At 34.5% G+C, this 21,517-nt stretch carries 21 protein-coding genes and 1 tRNA gene; 7 read left to right on the top strand and 15 right to left on the bottom strand.

Features of this window, described 5'->3' with window-relative positions; translation table 11 throughout:
* Window positions 1–19: 19 nt before the first annotated feature.
* The 4 genes from AACZ49_RS01915 to AACZ49_RS01900 all read left to right on the top strand — a co-directional run bounded on the left by AACZ49_RS01915 (window position 20) and on the right by AACZ49_RS01900 (window position 4,079).
* Window positions 20–304 (top strand): hypothetical protein, encoded by a 285-nt coding sequence (locus AACZ49_RS01915; RefSeq protein ID WP_339651019.1) that lies wholly within the window; start codon window positions 20–22, stop codon window positions 302–304.
* A gap of 1 nt (window position 305) precedes the next feature.
* Entirely contained in the window at window positions 306–1,427 is a 1,122-nt protein-coding gene (gene lpxB, locus AACZ49_RS01910) for a lipid-A-disaccharide synthase (protein ID WP_339651018.1), read from the top strand.
* 68 nt (window positions 1,428–1,495) lie between these two features.
* On the top strand, window positions 1,496–2,062 hold the full coding sequence (locus AACZ49_RS01905) for a C40 family peptidase (RefSeq protein WP_339651016.1): 567 nt from the start codon (window positions 1,496–1,498) through the stop codon (window positions 2,060–2,062).
* Window position 2,063: 1 nt separating this feature from the next.
* Window positions 2,064–4,079 carry a ComEC/Rec2 family competence protein gene (locus AACZ49_RS01900; protein WP_339651014.1) on the top strand — a complete coding sequence of 672 codons (2,016 nt, stop codon included), beginning with the start codon at window positions 2,064–2,066 and terminating at the stop codon, window positions 4,077–4,079.
* Between the two features lie 11 nt (window positions 4,080–4,090).
* Here the strand turns inward: AACZ49_RS01900 and AACZ49_RS01895 are convergent, their stop codons facing one another.
* On the bottom strand, window positions 4,091–5,623 hold the full coding sequence (locus AACZ49_RS01895) for an oligopeptide:H+ symporter (protein ID WP_339651011.1): 1,533 nt from the start codon (window positions 5,621–5,623) through the stop codon (window positions 4,091–4,093).
* 16 nt (window positions 5,624–5,639) lie between these two features.
* Window positions 5,640–7,805 carry a S9 family peptidase gene (locus tag AACZ49_RS01890; protein ID WP_339651010.1) on the bottom strand — a complete coding sequence of 722 codons (2,166 nt, stop codon included), beginning with the start codon at window positions 7,803–7,805 and terminating at the stop codon, window positions 5,640–5,642.
* 209 nt (window positions 7,806–8,014) lie between these two features.
* On the opposite strand from AACZ49_RS01890, the gene AACZ49_RS01885 reads away from it, so the two are divergent.
* Together AACZ49_RS01885 and AACZ49_RS01880 are read left to right on the top strand one after the other, a co-directional pair.
* A complete protein-coding gene (locus tag AACZ49_RS01885) occupies window positions 8,015–9,331 on the top strand; it encodes a hydroxymethylglutaryl-CoA reductase, degradative (protein WP_339651008.1) in 1,317 nt (438 codons plus the stop codon).
* A gap of 10 nt (window positions 9,332–9,341) precedes the next feature.
* Entirely contained in the window at window positions 9,342–10,253 is a 912-nt protein-coding gene (locus AACZ49_RS01880; protein ID WP_339651006.1) for a GYDIA family GHMP kinase, read from the top strand.
* Between the two features lie 52 nt (window positions 10,254–10,305).
* Here the strand turns inward: AACZ49_RS01880 and AACZ49_RS01875 are convergent, their stop codons facing one another.
* The 7 genes from AACZ49_RS01875 to AACZ49_RS01845 form a co-directional block, all read right to left on the bottom strand.
* A complete protein-coding gene (locus tag AACZ49_RS01875; protein ID WP_339651003.1) occupies window positions 10,306–12,423 on the bottom strand; it encodes a peptidylprolyl isomerase in 2,118 nt (705 codons plus the stop codon).
* 110 nt (window positions 12,424–12,533) lie between these two features.
* Window positions 12,534–13,820, bottom strand: coding sequence for a hemolysin family protein (locus tag AACZ49_RS01870; protein ID WP_339651000.1), 1,287 nt, complete (start codon window positions 13,818–13,820; stop codon window positions 12,534–12,536).
* The gene (locus AACZ49_RS01865) at window positions 13,820–14,026 is read right to left on the bottom strand and encodes a hypothetical protein (RefSeq protein WP_339650998.1); all 207 of its coding nucleotides are present in this window, start codon (window positions 14,024–14,026) and stop codon (window positions 13,820–13,822) included. The genes AACZ49_RS01870 and AACZ49_RS01865 overlap by 1 nt, the downstream gene beginning before the upstream one ends.
* A complete protein-coding gene (gene lptC, locus AACZ49_RS01860) occupies window positions 14,019–14,621 on the bottom strand; it encodes an LPS export ABC transporter periplasmic protein LptC (protein ID WP_339650995.1) in 603 nt (200 codons plus the stop codon). Before lptC ends, AACZ49_RS01865 begins: the two co-directional genes overlap by 8 nt.
* A 5-nt stretch (window positions 14,622–14,626) precedes the next feature.
* Window positions 14,627–16,000: a hypothetical protein gene (locus tag AACZ49_RS01855; RefSeq protein ID WP_339650993.1), complete on the bottom strand. Its 1,374-nt coding sequence runs from the start codon at window positions 15,998–16,000 to the stop codon at window positions 14,627–14,629.
* Between the two features lie 39 nt (window positions 16,001–16,039).
* Window positions 16,040–17,326 (bottom strand): hypothetical protein, encoded by a 1,287-nt coding sequence (locus AACZ49_RS01850; protein ID WP_339650991.1) that lies wholly within the window; start codon window positions 17,324–17,326, stop codon window positions 16,040–16,042.
* Window positions 17,327–18,055, bottom strand: a complete 729-nt coding sequence (locus AACZ49_RS01845; RefSeq protein ID WP_339650988.1) for a type III pantothenate kinase — start codon at window positions 18,053–18,055, stop codon at window positions 17,327–17,329.
* 100 nt (window positions 18,056–18,155) lie between these two features.
* On the opposite strand from AACZ49_RS01845, the gene AACZ49_RS01840 reads away from it, so the two are divergent.
* Window positions 18,156–18,228 (top strand) — tRNA-Phe (locus tag AACZ49_RS01840).
* Between the two features lie 99 nt (window positions 18,229–18,327).
* Here AACZ49_RS01840 and AACZ49_RS01835 read toward each other — a convergent pair.
* The 6 genes from AACZ49_RS01835 to AACZ49_RS01810 all read right to left on the bottom strand — a co-directional run bounded on the left by AACZ49_RS01835 (window position 18,328) and on the right by AACZ49_RS01810 (window position 21,512).
* A complete protein-coding gene (locus tag AACZ49_RS01835; protein WP_339650985.1) occupies window positions 18,328–18,609 on the bottom strand; it encodes a hypothetical protein in 282 nt (93 codons plus the stop codon).
* A gap of 286 nt (window positions 18,610–18,895) precedes the next feature.
* Complete coding sequence (locus AACZ49_RS01830; RefSeq protein WP_339650983.1) at window positions 18,896–19,519, bottom strand: hypothetical protein; 624 nt, start codon at window positions 19,517–19,519, stop codon at window positions 18,896–18,898.
* 50 nt (window positions 19,520–19,569) lie between these two features.
* On the bottom strand, window positions 19,570–20,034 hold the full coding sequence (locus tag AACZ49_RS01825; protein ID WP_339650981.1) for a hypothetical protein: 465 nt from the start codon (window positions 20,032–20,034) through the stop codon (window positions 19,570–19,572).
* A gap of 3 nt (window positions 20,035–20,037) precedes the next feature.
* A complete protein-coding gene (locus AACZ49_RS01820; protein ID WP_339650980.1) occupies window positions 20,038–20,319 on the bottom strand; it encodes a helix-turn-helix domain-containing protein in 282 nt (93 codons plus the stop codon).
* A gap of 103 nt (window positions 20,320–20,422) precedes the next feature.
* Entirely contained in the window at window positions 20,423–21,106 is a 684-nt protein-coding gene (locus tag AACZ49_RS01815) for a hypothetical protein (RefSeq protein ID WP_339650977.1), read from the bottom strand.
* Window positions 21,107–21,167: 61 nt separating this feature from the next.
* Window positions 21,168–21,512, bottom strand: a complete 345-nt coding sequence (locus tag AACZ49_RS01810) for a hypothetical protein (RefSeq protein ID WP_339650974.1) — start codon at window positions 21,510–21,512, stop codon at window positions 21,168–21,170.
* Window positions 21,513–21,517 lie beyond the last annotated feature (5 nt).

Genomic DNA, 21,517 nt, shown 5'->3' with positions numbered 1-21,517 from the left:
TTAAGTTTAAAATTCATACATGAACACGAAAAAAGAAATTCTAATCGGTCTCTTGGTAGGCATTATAGCCAACACCCTAGGTACTTTGCTATACATACTCTTATTTTCAGAATTAAGCATCTCTGAAACGTATAAGGCTGCAGTTGAACAAGAACATGTTGGCAGTCTTTTAGCCTTAGGAGCCGTTTTAAACCTAATCGCTTTCTTTGGATTTTTACGAATAAAAAGAGACAATAGAGCAAAAGGAGTATTGTTGGCCACTATAATTACCGCTTTTATAATTCTTTACTACAAAGTCTTTTAAAATGAAGTATTACATCATTGCTGGAGAAGCTTCGGGTGACTTACATGGATCTAATTTAATAAAAGCATTAAAAGAAAAAGATAAGTATGCAGATATACGATGTTGGGGCGGCGACCTAATGCAACAAGCTGGCGGAAGTTTGGTTAAACACTACAAAGAATTGGCCTTTATGGGTTTTTTAGAAGTGATTTTAAACCTTAACGCTATTTTTAAGAATATAAAATTCTGCAAACAAGATATTGCAACCTTTCAACCGGACGCTATTATATTTATTGATTATTCTGGATTTAATTTAAGAATCGCAAAATGGGCCAAAGAACATAATTTCCGTACAAATTATTATATCTCTCCTCAAATATGGGCATCTCGCGAAGGTAGAATCGAGAAAATAAAATCGACGATAGATCACATGTATGTTATTCTTCCTTTCGAGAAAGAGTTTTATGAGACGAAACATAATTTTCCCGTCAATTTCGTTGGACACCCTTTACTTGATGCTATATCGAACAGACCCGAATTAAATGAAGCCACCTTTCGCTCGACCAATAATATAGATTCAAACAAACCAATTATTGCACTTTTACCTGGTAGCCGCAAGCAAGAAGTTCAAAAAATGCTATCATCGATGCTTTCGTTAACTAGTGATTTTTCGGAATATGAATTTGTAATCGCCGGCGCACCCAGTTTAGACAAAGAATTTTATACTACGTTTCTAAGGGATGCCAATGTTAAGTTTATTCAAAATAAAACTTATGATTTGCTTTCCATTTCAACCGCCGCATTAGTTACTAGTGGTACGGCCACATTGGAAACAGCCTTATTTAAAGTACCGCAAGTAGTTTGCTATAAAGCCAATTGGATTTCTTATCAAATCGCGAAACGTATCATTACGTTAGAATATATTTCTTTGGTAAATTTAATAATGAGGAAAGAGGTAGTAAAAGAATTGATTCAAGATGATTTTACGAAGAAGAATTTAAAAAAGGAATTAACTTCAATTCTTGATGGAGAAACAAGAGTTGAACAATTGGCTTCCTACGATGAACTTATTACCAAATTGGGTGGTTCTGGAGCAAGTGCAATAGCCGCTACATTAATCATTGAAAACACTAAAACTAATTAGCATTCCTATTATATAAAATAATTATATAATTTTATAGTTCATGTACTAAAAGGTTACTCCTTCTATTTATGCGTATACTACCATACTTTTTTATAGTCTGTTTTTTAGCGAGTTGCGGATCGAGCAAAATAACTAGTAGTTCTAGTAATGAACGAAAAATTTCTGTAGCTGCAGCCAATGATGAAAGAATAGGCAATGTTACAGAACCAAAAACACTATTAGAACCTAGAACTGTTACAAATCACAACTTAAACAAAGCGGACCAAATCATTAACACAGCACTCTCATTCTCTGGGGTTCGTTATAAGTTTGGCGGTACTACCACAAAAGGCATGGATTGCTCCGGCTTATTATACGTGTCTTTTGGCGAACACGATGTTCAACTACCAAGAACTTCTTTTCATATGGCCGAAGAAGGTCATCGGGTTACTGTGAAAAATGTAGAAAAAGGTGATCTTTTATTCTTCAAAACAAGTAGAGGCTCTAAACGAATTAACCATGTTGGTATGGTCGTCGGAACTAATAATGATGAAATAACCTTTATACATGCATCTACTTCTCGAGGAGTAACTGTATCATCTTTGAGAGATGGATTCTGGAACCAAGCTTTTGTAAAGGCAACAAGAATTTTATAGCATGAAACTTTTAGCGTTTATTCCTATAAAATTAACGCTGCTCCTCATCCTTGGAATTTTAATAGGTCACTTTTTCTCTTTCAATCCGGTTTATTTGCTTACAGCTACTATTTTCCTTTTTATTTTACTTTCCGTAGTATTTATATTAGAAAAGAAAACCAACAGAAAACTATTTGGCATTATTGCTGGCTTAGCCTTCATTTCCTTAGGCATCTACTCATACACGTCATCACAACCTAGAAATCGTGCTAACCATTACAGCAAAATAACTTCACAAAAAGGTGGTGCTTGGACTTTAAAAATCAACGAAGTACTAAAATCCAATCAATATTCATATCGCTATTTTGCAACGGTCAAGAGTATTGGTAATAAAAAAGTTACCGGAATTCTTTTAATTACCATACCTAACGATTCTACTTTCACCTCATTACAAGTTGATGATGAATTATTGACCTTCTCGAAGGTTCAACCCATCAATGACCCTTTAAATCCACGTCAGTTTAACTATAAAGAATATTTAGAAAGATTAGGTATTTATCATCAGCTAAGAATTAGTTCAAATCAATTTATACCCTTAGAAAACCCAAGACCAACATTTATTGGAATTGCTTCAAAAGCTAGAAATCATATTATTGATAAACTTAAAAAAGAGAATTTCGGTACTGATGAACTTGGCGTTATACAGGCTTTATTATTAGGTCAGCGCTCAGATATTTCAGAGGAAACTTACATCAATTATCAAAAAGCAGGCGCTGTACACATATTAGCCGTTTCAGGCCTCCATATTGGTGTTCTATTGCTTTTAATTCAATTCTTGCTAAGTCCGATGAAACATATTCCAAAGGGTAGAACAATCATTTTAATATTTTCGGTTGTATTTCTTTGGGGCTTCGCTTTCCTTGCAGGTTTATCCGCTAGTATTATTCGTGCCACCACAATGTTCACATTCGTCGCCTTTGCCTTATACTTAAACAGACCTAGCAACTCCTTTAATATACTAGCCTTATCGGTATTATTCATTTTACTTTTCATAAACCCTAATTTTTTATTTCAGGTTGGCTTTCAAATGAGTTACGCGGCCGTATTCGCTATTCTATGGATTTTTCCAATGCTCAAAAAATTATGGTTCCCAAAAAATAAGATCGTAAGATATTTTTGGCAACTTCTCTGTGTAAGTATAGCTGCTCAATTGGGCGTATTACCAATAAGTCTTTATTATTTTCACCAATTTCCTGGATTATTCTTTATTTCCAATTTAATAATAGTTCCTGCTTTAGGCATTATTTTAGGTATGGGAATCTTAGTGATTTTCCTTTCATTATTGAATTGGCTTCCCTCGCCACTTGCTTGGTTTTACAATGTAATAATAAACGCAATGAATAATTTAATCGGCTGGATAGCGAAACAAGAAAGTTTTATTTTCAGTTCTATTTCGTTTGATTTCGGGCAACTTATTTTGTCCTTAATAACGATTGTTTTGTTTATTGAGGCCTGCAAATTTGTAACCTACAAACGCATTGCTTTATTTTTGATTAGCTTACTTTGTTTTCAAAGCTATACTTCTTTTAAAAAAGTTGAAGCATCTAAAACAACGGAAGCCATTGTTCTACATCAAACCAAAAACAGTATCTTAATCAATAGAAGCGGCAAACACTTATCCATCTTATCTAATTCGGCGGAAATGGCCAACAATCTGATTTCAGATTATCAAACAGCTGAACGAATAGAATCAACACAATTCGATTCATTAAAGAATAGCTACTCCTTGAAAAATGAAACACTACTGGTTTTAGATAGTACAGGTATTTATTTTAAAATTGAATCAAAGGAGAAAATTCTATTGACCCAATCACCAAAAATTAATCTAGAGAGACTCATAGATAGCATTAACCCTAAAGAAATTATTGCTGATGGCAGTAATTACAGAAGTTATATCGACCGCTGGAGAATGACCTGTTTAAAAAGCAAAATCCCTTTTCACTATACTGGCGAAAAGGGAGCTTATTATTTTGAATAAAAATATATTTATTAGTGAACTTTACCCATTAATTTCTTAATTAATGGAGAAGCCAAAAGAACAACTGCCCCTGCACCTAAAGCGTATTTGGCGATTAACATAAAACCATCTGTGTATACGGTTAACGTCTCAAAACCACCAACGTTTTTATCCGTACTCTCAATTGCTAGTTGCTTACCTATAAAACCAACTATTTGAAAAGCAAATGCCGACGACAAAAACCAAACTCCCATTATAAAAGCTATTAACCTTAAAGGCGCTAAATCGGTCATTTTAGACAAACCTACTGGAGACATAAACAACTCCCCTACCGACAATAAAAAATACATTAATAATAGATAGGCAAAAGGAACAAATCCGCTTTCATTTGCACTACCACCACTTAATGCAAGCACATAAAAACTAATACCTGCAAAAAGTAAACCTAGTCCAAACTTATACGGTGTTCTTGGATTCCAATTCTTTTTGCTCAACCAAGTCCACATCATTGAAATTGGAATTGCCAATATAATAATGAACATCGAGTTCAATGAATTAGTTTGTGCGGCGGACATTATGCCATCTAAATCAATATTACGAGCTGCGAACAAGGTAATTACGCTACCAGATAATTCATGAAACCCCCAAAATATCGTCATAAAAAAAGTAAGTAATACAGCTACAAAAAGCTCTTTTCTCTCCGTCACGTTTGCTTTGAACATTTCATAAGCTAAGTACGCTAGTACAGCAATGCCAATACCTGTGAAAATTACATTCACAATATTTTGGTCTGCAAACATACCGTCTGTAGCTATGGCTTTATAAGAGGCCAATAACAATGCAATCAATGGAACCGCAAGTACTGCAAGTACAGGCACAAGAACCCCCTGTTTTACACCTAATACCTTCTTGTTCAACACATGCTCATTAGGAGGTAAACCTCTGTTACCAAATACGTTTTTCTTAATGCCGCTCCAAAAGAAAATCAATCCTGTTAACATACCTATTCCCGCTAGTCCAAATCCATAATGCCAACCATATGTAGCGGCTAACCAGCCACACAAAAGAGGTGCGACCCAACCACCAATATTTATACCCATGTAAAAAATAGTGAATCCAGAATCTTTTTTAGGATCCCCTTTTTCATATAATGTTCCTACGAAAGTTGAAATATTTGGTTTAAAAAAACCATTACCAACTATGATTAAGGATAGGGCAAGAAAAAAGGCCATATCATCTTCAATTGCCAAAACAAAATGACCTATGGACATTAGTATACCCCCTAAAAAAATAGAATTCCGCATCCCTAGTATCTTATCCGATAATTTTCCTCCAATAACTGTAGAAGCATATACTAAAGAACCGTAAGATGAATAAACAGCAGCCGTAGCATAATCTCTCTCTGCCAATGCCTGAAATATTACATCTATCATGTAAAGCGTGAGCAGCGCACGCATTCCGTAGAAGCTAAAACGCTCCCATAATTCTGCAAAAAATAAATAAAATAAACCCTGTGGGTGCCCAAAAATCTGCTTTTGGCCTGAAAATTCAGTGCTTTCAGTCATAGTTCAATTAGTTTGATTATAATTTTTCTTTTATAAAATTGGTCATTTTGTTGAATAGGTGAATTCTTGTATTTCCACCATAAATCCCATGGTTTTTATCTGGATAGATTCCCCAATCGAATTGCTTGTTTGCCTGAATCAATGCTTCTATCATACGCATAGAATTTTGAACATGTACATTATCATCACCTGAACCGTGAATCAATAAGTAATTACCTTCTAACAATTCAGGATAATTAAATGGAGAATTATCATCATAACCACTTGGGTTTTCGGCTGGCGTACGCATAAATCGTTCGGTGTAAATTGTATCATAAAAACGCCAAGAAGTAACTGGTGCTACTGCAATGGCAGTTTCAAAAACATCATTCCCCTTTAAAATACAATTGGTTGCCATGTGGCCCCCAAAACTCCATCCCCAAATACCAGTTCGATCTTCATCAATATACGCTAACTCGCTTAACTTTTTTGCTGCCGCTATTTGGTCTTCCGTCTCATACTTCACTAGGTTCATATAAGTAACCTTCTTAAAATCACTCCCTTTAAAACCAGTTCCCCTACCATCGACACAAGCAATAACATACCCTTCTGATACTAACATTTGGTGCCAGTAATCGTTAGTTCCCATCCAACTATTGGAAACATTCTGAGAGCCCGGACCACTATATTGATACATTAAAAGTGGGTATTTCATTGATGGGTCAAAATCTTTCGGCTTAATCATATACATATTAAGATTATTGTCATTTATGGAAATTGTAGAGAACTCTTTTGGACTCACGACGTAGCCATTTAATATCTGTAATAACTGACTATTGTCTTTAATATCTTTTACCTTCTTTCCATTTATTGCTTGATGTAACGTATACATCGGAGGCATTTCTGCGCTGGAATAGGTATTAATGAAATACGTAAAATCGGTACTGAACGAAGCATTGTTCGTTCCTTTGGTTACTGCCAATGATTTCTTGTCATCGCCACCACTGCTTATGTTATAAACGCCACGGTTTATAGAACCATTTTCGGTAGATTGATAGTAAATCTTATCTTCATTCTGATCATACCCATAATAATTGGTCACTTCCCAGTCACCTTTGGTAATTTGGTTCATCAATTTACCATCTTCATTATACAAATAAATATGATTCCACCCATCTTTTTCACTTGACCAGATGAAACTATCATCCTCTAAAAAAGTTAAATTGTCCGTGATATCTAAATAGGCCTGATCTTTCTCTTCTAATAAAATCGAAACTTTATTCGTTTTAGCATTAACCGTATACATGGTTAAATGGTTTTGATGTCTGTTCAAAGTCTGCACGCTCAACATATCTTTATTATTCTTCCACTTTATTCGAGGCACATAATAAGCATCGTTTAAGTCCACCGAAGCTATTTCACCACTAGCTATATCTAACAGATGTAAAGACACCAAAGAATTATTCTCTCCTGCTTTTGGATATTTAAAAACATGTGGCTGTTGGTATAATCCTGTGCCATATACATCCATAGAAAATTCTGGAACATTGGTTTCATCAAAACGAAGAAAAGCTATTTTGCTTCCATCAGCATTCCACTCAAAAGCACGAACAAATGCAAATTCTTCCTCATAAACCCAATCGGTAACACCATTTATTATTTTATTCTTTTCTCCGTCCGTGGTCACTTGTTCGGTCTCACCAGTTCCAATATTAAATAGGTAAATGTTATTATCCTTAACATAGGCTACCTGCTTTCCGTCTGGTGAAAGCGTTGGCTCCTGTATTTTAGTATTGCTTATTCGTACTGCCTTTTTAGTGTCTACATCATACACATAAAAAACACCTAAAGTTGATCGTCTAAATATAGGTTCTACCTCCGTTGACAATAATATCTTTTTTTCATCGGCACTAAAACTATATGCTGAAAAATTAGGAATATCGTTTAAATCCGAAGATGATACTATAGTAGAAACCTTGTTTAAGGTCTTATAGTCGTATTTATCAATCATTGAAGATTGATTTATTCTATTTATGTTAAGAACTGTATACTGTTTGCCATTATTCATGGAGCGCAAAGCATCCATTCCTTCGGTACTAAAAGTACCTTGATAAATATCCGTTACCTCAATTTGTTTCTCCTGTGCCCAAGTAAATACGTTGAAAGCAATTACAATCAATGTAAATAAGTGTGTTTTTCGCATAAAAATTAGAATTTTGTTAAATCTCTCAAGTTTACCACAATTTCCTTAAAAAACCACAATTTACATCGAAAAAGAAACTGCTTTTAACGCATTCATCCACATATAAAGGTTCGTGCCAATATGCTTATATTTACTTCCAAAAAAAACACAAGGCCTTTTATATAAATGCCGTAAAGTTATATCAACCTTTAGAAGAAAGTTATACCTAAATGACTGAGCCAATTAGTGGTTTTTCCAAACTTACGAAAGAAGATAAAATAGATTGGGTAACCTCGCATTACACACAAAATAAAGAACAATCAATAAAAATTCTGCAAACGTATTGGAACCAGAATTCCAATATTCAGCAATTGCATGATGAATTTATAGAAAATACGATCACCAATTTGTACCTGCCATTAGGAATTGCTCCAAATTTCTTAATTAATGACAACCTTTATGCTATACCTATGGCGATTGAGGAAAGTTCTGTTATTGCCGCAGCTAGCAAAGCAGCAAAGTTTTGGCTAAAAAGAGGTGGTTTCAAAACTGAAGTTTTGGGTACCGAAAAAGTAGGTCAAGTACACTTTTTATTTAAAGGAAATTTTGAAAAGCTTAGTAGTTTTTTTACCTATTTAAAACCGAAATTACTTGCTGAAAGTGTCTCACTAACTACTAGCATGCAAAAAAGAGGTGGTGGTATCAGTGATATCGTCTTAAAAAACAAGACAACTGAGCTAGAGAACTATTACCAACTACATGCTACCTTTCAAACCAAGGATGCTATGGGGGCAAATTTCATAAATAGTTGTTTAGAACAATTTGCTTCAACTTTGAAAAATGAAGCTACTTCTTATAATGGATTTTCTGACGAGGAAAAGAACATTGAAGTAATCATGAGTATATTATCCAATTATGTGCCTAATTGCACGGTACGTGCTCAGGTTAGCTGCCCTGTTGAAGAGCTAAAATTAAGCACTGATTTATCTCCACTACATACGGCAGAAAAAATAATACAAGCCATTAAAATAGCCCAGATTGAACCTTACCGTGCGGTTACACACAACAAGGGCATCATGAACGGAATCGATGCAGTGGTTTTAGCGACCGGTAATGACTTTAGGGCTGTTGAGGCAGGTGTTCATGCCTATGCATGTAGAAATGGACGATATAGCAGCCTAACGTATGCCGAAATAGAAGATGGTATTTTCAAATTTTGGATTGAATTACCATTGGCATTGGGTACTGTTGGCGGATTAACCAACTTACACCCATTGGTTAAGTTAAATTTAGAAATACTTCGAAATCCTTCTGCAGAAGAACTTATGCAAATTATTGCCGTTGCTGGTCTTGCACAGAATTTTGCAGCAGTTAGCTCATTGATAACAACAGGTATTCAAAAAGGTCATATGAAAATGCACCTCTTAAACATCTTAAATCAGCTTGGAGCTTCAGACCTTGAAAAAGGGAAATTAGTTACTCATTTTAAAACGAATACCATAACTCATCACGAAGTTGAACTACAGCTAAACTTACTAAGGAAATAAGTATTGTAAAATGACTAAGGAACTCTATAGCAATGGAAAATTACTACTCACTGCAGAGTATGCCATTTTAGATGGTGCTAAAGGGTTGGCCTTACCCACCAAATTCGGACAGTATTTAAAATTAGAAACATCAAACTCTGAAATATTATCTTGGAAGAGTTTAGATGAAAACGGTACTATTTGGTTTAGTGCGCAATTTTCAATAATTGAACTAAAAACAATACACACTTCAAATACTGAAATCTCTAAAAGATTAGCAGAAATTTTATTGAAAGCAAAACAGTTAAACCCCTCCTTCTTATCAAGTAAAACCGATTATAATTCAATAGAAGCAAAGTTAACTTTCCCTAGAGATTGGGGCCTTGGCTCCTCATCTACCTTAATCGCCAATATTGCACAATGGGCAAACGTGGATCCTTACCGTTTATTAGCTGCTACATTTGGCGGCAGTGGTTATGATATTGCGTGTGCCCGCCACAATACACCTATTCTATTTCGAAGAAATGAATATACGCCATTTGTGAGTGAAATTCATTTTTACCCCAATTTTACTAACCACCTATTTTTTGTTTATCTCAACCAAAAGAAAAATAGTAGAGATGCTATAGCTGCTTACAGAAATCTAAATTTTGATAAAACTGATTTAGTCTCAAAAATTGATGCCATTACAAACAAAATTATAAATTGTAATGATTTAAATAAATTTGCTGCACTCTTAACAAAACATGAAGCAACAATATCGGAAACTCTAAAAATACCTACTGTAAAAGAAACCTTATTTTCAGATTACTCGGGCAGCATTAAAAGCCTAGGAGCATGGGGAGGGGACTTTGTTTTAGTTACAGGAACAGCATCTGAAATGACTTACTTCAAAAACAAAGGGTATTCAACTATTCTGCCCTACAAAGAAATGATACTATAAAAAAGAGCACCCAAAATGGATGCTCTTTTTTATACCTACTTATAGTTTTCTACTAGTAAAAAGTAGCTCTCTTATCTTCAATTTTCGCAGCATCTTTTAATGCGTCATATACCGAAGTATTTACACGACTTGCAGCACTTGTCTTTAATTGATTTGCATAAACACTGTAATTATCTAGTTTTGGAGCTTCTGTCTTCTTAATAATTTCGATTTTAAAAACCCCTGTATTTCCTTCAATCAATCCTGAAGTCGCTCCTTGAGCCATACCATATGCTGTACCTACAACAACCGGCTCGCTACCTGCGCCAGGAATAGTTGGTGACTTCACCGTTAGTGCCGATGCATTGGAAATAGAAACACTATTATCTGAAGCCATAGTACTCATGTCTTTCCCTTTATTTGCTGCAATAATCTTAGCTGCTTTACGCTCTTTTCTAATAATAGGCAAAACCAATACCGAAGCATCTTCCGCACTCATAACACCTTCTTCATAGCTACCTGTCAATTGAACAACTGCATAACCATTATTGATATTGAAACGTTTTACGTCTCCAACTTCAGTATCTGCATTAAAAGCCCACTGGACAATATTTCTCTGATTCGTTAAACCAGGAAGGTTTTCATCTAAAGCTTTGATTTTGTTTACTGGCCGAACAACAAATTCTTCTTTTTTAGCTATTGCCGAAAAAGAACTTTCATCATCAGTAGTTTCCATTTCAAATTTTGTCGCCTTAGTAAACAAAGTGTTTATTGTTTGTTCTGATGCAACAATTTCTCTAGAAACAGTAGCTATCTGAACCACGTCTTCCTTATCATCAATTTTAATAACATGAAATCCGAAATCTGTCTCTACCAAACCGATAGTACCTATATTATTATCAAATGCAAAATCGTTGAATTCAGGAACCATTACCCCTCTTTGGAAATACCCTAAATCACCTCCTTGAGGTGCTGAAGGACCATCTGAATTATCTCTAGCCAATTCTGAAAATACAACTCCAGATTTTTTAGCTTCCTTTAGTAATTCTTTTGCTTTAGCTTCCGCCTCTTCTTTTGTTCTTGTTACATCAGGATTAGCTCTAGTAGCACCAGCATATTGCAAAAGAATATGACTAGCTTTTACGGAACCGTTAGACCTTCTACCTATCATCTTTGAAATCTTGTATGAACCACCGTCTTTATAAGGCCCATAAATTTGACCCACATTCAAGCTCATTAAAGTATCCGCAACACTTGCAGGTAAATTTTTCTTAGCCTTATAGATAGTATCGAACTTCGTATCTGAATTTCTATCCAAAAAAACAGATACATCTTCAGTATTTCTAAATCCTCTAATAGTATCGTTACGATCTGTTTGAGAGTTATACTCTATAGTATCATCTAAAAGTTTTGAAATAGCCCCTTTTATCTCATTCTCATCTGTCTCAGATGGCTTTTCTTCAAAGTACACATATTGTAAATCTCTAGCTGGATCTTGCTTATATTCCTCTTTGTGATCATTGACATAATCAGCAATCTCACTTTTAGTTACCGTTATTGTACTATCTGGAATTGAAGAGTAAGGTATTCTTACATATTTAATATCCATTTTCTCGTTTGCCAACTTATAGTCTAGCTCCCCTTCTTTTAGCGTTGCACCAACACCAGCCTTTACCATATTAAAGTAAGTCTGCTCTTTAGCCAATTGAATTATTTCATTCTCCGTTTGTAACCAAGCTTCATATTGTGCAGGGTTATTAACTTTCCAATCTGCTACTGTTTGCTTAAAGATATTAGGGTCGAACTGACCATTTTGGTTTTGAAATTCAGGATTTTGAGCATATCCAGTAGTACGAAGAAAATCAACAATCTGATCCTGCTCAATACCGATACCTAAATCTTCGAATTGCTCACCTAAAACATTTTTTCTAATGGTGTTCTCCCAAACTTGGTTAACAACCTGCATAGATGAAGCAGTTGGCCCAACTCTTCTAGAAGCTGTCTCTACCTCCTGTCTAAAATCATCTATAGATATATCCTCACCATTAATCTCGGCTATGGACGAACCTACTTTTTCACCTCCAAAATTGCTACTGGTAAAAACACCTGAAATAACAAATGCAAAAAGTGCCAAACCTATAATCAAGATCAACACTGTTGTACGTTTCCTTATATTTTCTAATACTGCCATTCTAATTAAGGTTTAAAATAATCGTTTGTGGTTATTGGGAGGCAAAACTACCATTTTTAATTGAAATAATAAAAACTAAAAAGACACCTAATTTATTGGTCGATGTGCTGTTAATGTTCTTCTAAAAGTTCTATGGATATTAAATCAATTTTTGTGTTCGAAACCTCTAAAACAATAAATTTATAAGGTTCTATGGTTAACTCTACTTCCTTTTCTGGTATTTCCCCTAATGTATGTACCAAAAGACCTCCTAACGTTTCAAATTCATCTGAAACCGGAAGCTCTAACTTATAATTTTCATTTATATAATCTACCTCTAAACGAGCCGAAAAAAGAAAATGACGCTCATCTACGCGCTCTTCACGCAAATCCGTAGTATCATGTTCATCTTCAATTTCCCCGAAAAGCTCCTCGACAATATCTTCAACGGTAACTAAGCCAGAGGTACCACCATATTCATCTAAGACTACTGCTATACTTTTTCGCTTCTTCATTAATGTATTTAGTATATCTTGAATAAGCATTGTTTCTGGTACAAACTCCACAGGAAGTAAAATACTTTTTAATGTCTTAGGCTTTTTAAAAAGCTCATAAGAATGCACATAACCTATAACATTATCTACCGTATCATTATAAATCAATATTTTAGAATATCCCGTTTCTGTAAAAATTTTAGCTAGATTTTTAGGAGTTTCATGCATTTCAACGGCTACAATCTCAGTTCTAGGAACCATTACCTCACGAGCCTTAACCGCTGCAAATTCTAGGGCATTTTGAAAAATCTGTATCTCGGTATCTATTTCATCTTCAGCCTCTACCGTTTCCATTTGCTCTGTAATATAATCCCCTAACTCTAACTTACTAAAGGCCAATTGCACTTCATCTCCCGAAGTGCGAAAAATATGTTTTAAGATTAAATCTGAAATCCAGATTATGAAATCTGAAATAAATGAAAATAACACGTAAAATATAAACGCAGGTATCGCCAATAATTTCAATAAGCTATTAGCGTAAATCTGAAACATCACCTTCGGCAAAAACTCTGCCGTTATCAAAATTATAAAAGTGGAAATCAAGGTTTGTGTCAAAAGGCTAAAATCTGTAATAAAAATCTTTAAAACAGCATTTTCAGGGGTCATGCCTGTAAACCAATTCATGAGAATTTCTCCCATAAAAAGACCATAAATAACTAGGGCTATATTGTTACCAATTAGCATAGTTGCAATAAACTTCGATGGTTTTTTTGTTAACCGTGTAAGTACCATAGCCAAAAAACCACCTTGCTTTTTCTCAATTTCGATATGTATCTTGTTTGCAGAAATAAAAGCAATCTCCATACCTGAGAAAAATGCAGAAAAAACTAGCGAAAGAACAATGATAATACTAGCTGTCCCCACTATTCTTTATTATTATCTCGCTTACGCTGTTCAAACTTTTTTCTGTAGCTTCTTCTAAACAAAAACATACCAATAGAAACTACAGCAAAAAATATGAACAAATATGCCATACTTCGATCCGAATTCCAATCGTTGAAAATTCTAAATATTGAAAAACCCGCTACTAAAATATATAGGTATTCGGTATACCTTAAAATATTAATCATCCTTTTCTTCTTTTATCAACATTAGACCATAGGTTTTATGCGCATTCAAAAACTGAAGGTCTTTTTGAATATCCATACCTTCACCATCCATCACCGTACCATCATCTGGATTTGTAAAGGTAAACTTCTCTTGCGTAAATGCCCATTCATTTGCACGGTCATAATACAATTGAGAGGTCTCTAGCCGTTTACCATCATCGCCTTTTATTTGCACATTCCCACGCAAATCTACAATAGAAGTTGCAGAATACAACACTCCGTAATCTGCTTCTATTGTTGTTTTTTCATTTTTTTCATTAAATATTTCCACTAACAAACCCTCTGGAAAGGTTTGATATGGAAATGAAAGCTGGTCGAAATCATTACGGACCGGACCCGATAAAATTGAAAGAACCTTAGATGTACCTACGTCTTCAGAGTCTAATTTTTCAGGAGACTCAGTATATGTAAGTACAAAATCTTCAACGATACCTCTAGGATAGATTTTTTTAGCGGCCTCATCACCCACTCTTTTATAATTATCCGTACAAGATAAAAAAAGCATTGCCATGGTACATACCATAGCAATGCTTCTATAATTGAAAATTTGAATCATTTTTACTATAACGATGGAACCTTTACACTACCACCTGCCCAACAAGAGAAGGTCACAGTTTTACCAGCCATACCAGAACTAAAGATCATTTCTTTAGTTGGCGCCTTAGCCTGATAACTATTTGCCGCTTGACTTGCAGAACCACTTAAAGATGGATCCACTCTACCTGCTTGTCTTGCCATATCTGCAGCTTTCCAATAGATCGCTCTTTTCTCGAAAGTTGTACTACCGCAATCATTTGCACTAGTAGCATACAAGTTAGCAATCAATAGATAAGCACGACCATTAGATGGATTGGCATCAATAGCTTTCTGAGCGTAGCTGCGTGCTGTAGACTTACTACCCTTTCTTTTATTTATCACAGCAACTTTATACGCTATCTTAGATTTCTTATCATTGTTGGTCTCTAAAGATAAAGCTTTATCAAAATCAGCCAGTGCACCTGAAGTATCACCATTCTTCATTTTTAAAGTACCACCATATACATATGCATCAGCAGATGGATCTAGCTTTAACTGAGCTTCAAATAATTTTTGAAACATTGGATCATCAGTACATTCTTTATTAAACATAAGGCCTACAGCTCTTTTCACCCAAACAACATCACCCTTTTTTTCTTCGAAACTCTTTTCATATAACGGAATCAAGTTACTACAATCTGCTAAAGGACCTAATTTAGAATCGATACTACCAGCAATTTTCCCGTAAACCTCAGAATAAGAGTTATAAGACTTTAAACGAGATTTCTCTTTAGATGTAAGTGTGCCAGCTTCTTCTTTAGGCAATAACTTAGAAATCTTACCAGTTATTTTTTCGTTTTCTAATTCGATTTTCTCTGTAACCGCATCATATACATCAAAAACTTCTTGTAAATCTCTTCTACCAGCTTTATGCTCATCAACCAAACTAGAAAAATAGATGTATAATGCTTTCGGATTTGTGAAATTTTCTTGATCCTTCGTAAAAGCCTCGCTCATCATATTATACATCTCTGCATCATCAGCCATTTTATTATCATACTTCACCAATGCTTTATCGACCATGGTTTCAGCCATACTAGTCTTTGAAGCAAAATGTTTCATTTTATTATCATAAAGACCCATCAAGTCATTAGCGAATTTCTCCTTATCAGCCCCTGAAGCTTTCTCCAATTTATTATTTAGGATACGTTCTCCATATACATAAATTGCATTATTTAATTGAGGACATGTTTCATAAACCATTTTCCATGGCTCATAAGCAGCATCATAATTTTTAACTTTCGCATGTTCAGAAAAGATAGACAGATTCGTCATACATTCAGGGTTCTGAGCCTGTGCATTACTTACCCCCATCATCCCAAGGAACATTATTGCCGTGAAGTAAAGTTTCGATTTCATTTTTTCTCTTTTTAAAGTGGTTAATGTACTAAATTTTTATTAATTTATTTTTCTCTTCTGGAACCAACGATCGTTTAATGAAAGCCCTACATTAAATTTAAAATAGCTCTCTTCTATTAGATTCGCCCTAGTTGTTCCTCTTCTTCCCAATTCAAATCCTAAATTAAGATTAGAGAAACTTCTACCCAGTGGTAAGCCTAGTCCAAAAGTTATGCCAAAATTATTGACATCAACATCATTTACTATCATTCCGGTCTTATCTAAACGCAAACCTGCCCTGTAAGTCACTCGTTTTAAATAACTTGTAAATGAATCATGATCAGGAGTAATAAATGCGCCAAGTGCAATAGAACTTGCATCATTATAACGTATACTATCTGCCCCCAGAAAAACATTTTCAAAAGAACTCATTTCTTGAAAACTATACTCAGCACCTACAAACCATTTATAATCTTCACCATAACCAAGACCTAAAGTAGAGGTGGTAGGTATTTTTAATTCTGTATTTTTTAAATTTTGGGAGTGTAAATTCACTTCTATCTCTTCAATATTACCTCCTGTTGCCACAGAAAACGAGCCTATTTGCCTATCGTTTGTAGACACCAAATTACCCTGAGTGTTTACTCGTATAGATGAATGTAGCCTATATCTACCTTTTAATGTAGGTGTATAATTTAAGGCATAGTTGAAATCGAAACCATTTACCCTAGAACTTCGTCTATCGAATGTTCCAAATTGAATACCATCTATTTGTTGTAAGCGCTCGTTTTCTAAATTACCATAGTTAAAATTAACTGTAGCACCAATACTTACATCTTTTAAAACCTCATAACCAACGGAATAAAAAACTCGGTTTAAACCGCCTTGGCCAGAGTAAACATTTGTGAGTGAACCACTCGTATTCGTTTGTTCGTTTATAAGATTATACCCAACAGAAGAATACGGCATAATACCAAACCCCATTCCTAAACCCTTACCAAGACTAAAGCCCAAAGCCAAATAATCTAAACTGGTTATAGAACTTTTCTCTTCCTCCGTATAGCTTTTTAGTCGGTATTGTTTATTGGAAACTCCGGCAGTATAGGTCACAAGACCCTCTTTATCCATTACCTCTAAACCTAATTTACCGTAAGCAGCAGGGTTATTTAAGTTAAGATGGATACTATCGGCATACATGCCTATACCTCCCATCATTTGATTTTCTACCGTACCGGCGTTCTTTAAATCACCGATTCCAAAAAAAGAATAGGGAGAAACAGTACCATTTTGAGCGTACATACCAATAGTGGATATGTATACAATTGCAATTACAATTTTTCTGATCATTTAGTGCTTGTTGTATTCTAGCAAATAATTAAGCCCTTTCAGGAGAAATTTAGAATCCGCAAATATGGTATTTTTTAATCGTTTAGACAAAAATAGTGCATCACCGCCTGTTAAAATAATTGTTAAATCTTCAAAACGTCTCTTATATAGGTCAATGACACCGTCAATTTCGAGAGTTACACCATTTACGACCCCACTGTGCATACAATTTTCAGTAGTATTTCCAATATAATCTAAGAGTTCTTCTTTCTCCAACATAGGCAACTTGGCCGTTTGATCATGCATAGCATTATATCTCATTTGCACACCGGGAGATATGGCACCACCCAAATATTCATCAAAATCATTCAACATATCATAGGTGATACATGTTCCTGCATCTATTATTAAATTATTCTTGTGCGGATTAAAATAAAAAGCGGCTGTTGCAAGAGCCAAACGATCAACTCCAAGTGTTTGAGGAGAGGCATAAGAGTTCTTAAATGGTACTTTTGAGGCATTCGAAACCTCATGCACCTCACAAAAAATAGCAAGAACGTTCATTTGTTCCTTAGAAAGCGCCCCAACACTAGAAATTATTCCGGATTGAATATTCGGATAATTTTTGAAAATTATCTTTACGGCCGCCACAAAATCATGCGCAGCAACAGACTCTAAATGAATGATTTCCGACTTTTTAAATATGGCCAACTTTACACTTGTATTGCCAGCATCAATGATCAAATTCATGTCACAAAGATTATAAATTAAAAAAACAATTCGCTTTTTTTATGATTTAGTTTGTAAATCATAAAATTGAAATTATATTTGCAGCCGCTTATAGCGACATGGTGCCTTAGCTCAGTTGGTAGAGCAATGGACTGAAAATCCATGTGTCCCTGGTTCGATTCCTGGAGGCACCACAAGTAATTTTTATAACGCTCTAATTTACAACAACGTAGATTAGAGCGTTTTACGTTTGTGCCGACATGGTGCCGACAACAAAAAATTTCAGCCTGTTCTTATCCTTTTTCGGATAGATATTTTGATATTATCTCGATTGGTAAAAAAAGCATTATCCTATCTTTAACCTCAACACTAGATTCATCTTTTATGGTTTCAGTAACCAATACCAATTTTGACTTGCTACATAGATAAATATCGTCAGATAAATAATAACCATTCGCAGCAAGAACAATTTCCGCAAATTGGGCGCAAATAAGGGAATAATCAATACTTGGAATGATAAAGCAATCAGGTTGCTCCCTCCAAAATTCTACTTTTTCAAATTTCTTTTTCTTCATAATACCCGTGTAATCAATTACATACCCCCCCTCTAAATTCAACTACGAGTAAAATCCTTACTAGATGGCGATGTTTCGATTGTTTAACTATTCGTGATTAGACACCATATACCCCTATTCGTTTTTTAATGAAATTGAAATTAAAAACGAGCGATACTTTTATTATCTCGCTGTTCTTTCTCTATTATTTAATTATTTATATTATTGAATGCAATATATTTCATACCTCCTATGTAATTCATTGCACACCCCTATGTAATTCATTGCATACCGTTACGGTTTAATCTTACCCAAACTTTGGCGGTTTACTTTTCCATTTGTTCAAGTAGTTACGGAATAGTTTAAAAATAGAATCATAATCATTGTATTTAATTTGCTGCATATCGATTTCATTATTACACCGGTCAATTATCTCTTTGAAAGTTTCTGAGCCGTGGATAGGTTCCCATTCATTAACTATCCCCTCCCATAACGTAGGCCGGTGTTTGTACATATAGCCACTTGCATTCATTGACCAGTTTTTAATATGCCATAACTCCATAAGTTCAGGATTTACACGGACGTAACGTAAATTGTCATTTACTTTCCATCGATCTATTGTCTTTGATAATTCCAAATTCCGAATAAGGTTTTTTAACTGCCTGGTTCCAACACCTAAAAATTTCAGATTATCTAGAATAATTTTATCCTGTACTAGAAAATATTCAAATCCGTTTTCATGGGTCAAAGTTTTAATTCCGTTTCGCTCTTTGGAAATTGCCACCAGAAAACCAAGTAAATGTGTTTGACTTGCTTTAGTGATAAGATGTTGAGTTTTATTCTTAACCAGAAAATCCCAAATGGCCTTTTGATTAATGAAAAGATTGTATCGGTATCTTTCGTTGATAGGTATTACTTTATTATCTTGCATACGGTCATTATTTCGTTAGTGGTCAAACTTTTGAACAAATAAAGGCAGCTCTAAACGGCTGCCTTTTTGCTGTAATAATATTCATGTGCTCTTATTAATTGCCGTTTTTTAAAGGCATCATGTAGATAGAAATCTTTAAAAACATCAATCACAAGGTTTCTGTTATTATTGGCAAATTGAAATAAAATTAGGCTCTCTGGAATATATTGTCCGTTTTCAACCCTTGGAATATTACCCTCAAAAATTTCAGTTGCGCAAGTTTTCCTCAATCCGGTAACTAGGGTTGAGTTTTCCCATGTTTCATTATCACGTATCCTTAGCCATTTATCGCAACTGCGAGAATTATTATAACCCCTATTGACCTCAATCCGGATAAATACAGGCAGTACTATTGCATTGCTTTTATCAACAACATTTTGCAAAAAGATATTTTCTAATTTATAGCCCTTGTAAGACGTTTTCTCATCTTCTATTACATAGATGTGCCTAGAATAGTTTTTATTATACCCTGCCATATCCTAGATGTTAGAATTTAGCATTGTTTGATTAATCTCAGACCTAAGAAAATAGGTTCGATTGCCAAACTTTCGAGGTTTTAATAATTTTTTGTTGCACCAATCATGCAAACAAACGAGGCTAATCTTTAAAAGTGCTGCGGTTTCTTTCCTACTAAGAAATTCCTCAGGCTGCTTTGGTTGAAAATCTTTTTTAAGCCCCTCTAAACGCTCATCGATACCCTTGAATATTGTTTCGGTTAGCTGTTCGGGCGTTGTACCGTGTAATTGTGTAATTGCATCCATCTTTTGAACTGTTTTTAAATTCAGGACAAAGATTATGAGCAACTGCAGTTGTTAACGAGGGGTAAAAAAGGTGTTTTTAGGGTGTTTAATGGTATTTAGCCCCTTAGTATTGGAATCCAATTAAAATGCCATTCATTTTAGTACTAAAAATATCTTTTGAGGCATTAGCTATTTCTGAAAATGTTTTGATACTTGTAGTTCCATTTTCTTTAAAACTAAATCCAATTTTTTCAGGATGTTTATTTCGATAAGTATCATTCCAATATTCAGCAAATTTAGTTTGATTACAATGGATGGTAAAGCCGGACAATTTCCCGTCCTTAGAATCAATGTCTTCATGGTTCTTATTTGACATCCTACGATAAACATAATGAATTGCAACAAGGGGTGTTTTTTTATCAACTAACCAATCATCAAAAAGGGATTTAAAGAATTGCTCACTAGGCGCATTTTTAAATATCTCAGCATTGAATTTAATAGGTTGAGAATCTTTATTAATTTTCTTAAGAAATATTGCCCCCCAGTATTCCAAATCTGACACGCTAAGACCAAATTGAGTTGTATGGGCCTTCCAAAAATCTAAAGAATCACAATTGTTTGGGTAGTTATAATCTGGATTTGCGTTTAGTATTTCAATAGCCAATTTCAACAAATCAAATCTCCTTTGTTCTAAATGAGAATGAAGTTCTTTTAATTCAACAACTGTCATTTCATCCAATCGCTCAGGTATCCTAATTACCTCATCGACAATTTCCCGTAATTCGTGAAATGTGTACTTCTTAATCATTGTAGATAATAAAATAAGTGTTTACAGTGTTAGGTCTTTAGTCTTTTCATCTACTTACTTTTTAAAAATTGCCATTGTACGATTTTCTAAAACTATCATAATTTGTATATTTTTCTTTTCCGAATAGTTTAAAATATTTTTGATTTAGATAGTTAAAGCATTCGTGATTATTGCGATGTACAGGGATGCCGTTCTCTTTCCTTCCCAGTTCTTTGAAATATTCTTTAAAAAAGCTCCAACCGGTTGCCAAAGAGTTTTTTTGTAGAAAATCTACTTGTCCGTTTTTTTGCTTATTTATATTTTCATTAGCATCATTTATAAAACTTTTAATAATAATGGCACGTTCTTCAATGCTATAAAATTCCTTTAATTCTTGAAATAGCTGAATTTTTTCTAGTAAATTCATAAATT

This window comes from uncultured Maribacter sp., from assembly GCF_963975365.1.
Lineage (GTDB): Bacteria > Bacteroidota > Bacteroidia > Flavobacteriales > Flavobacteriaceae > Maribacter.
The sequence above is the reverse complement of the archived record's forward strand: the minus strand, read 5'-3'. Positions and strand labels throughout refer to the sequence as shown.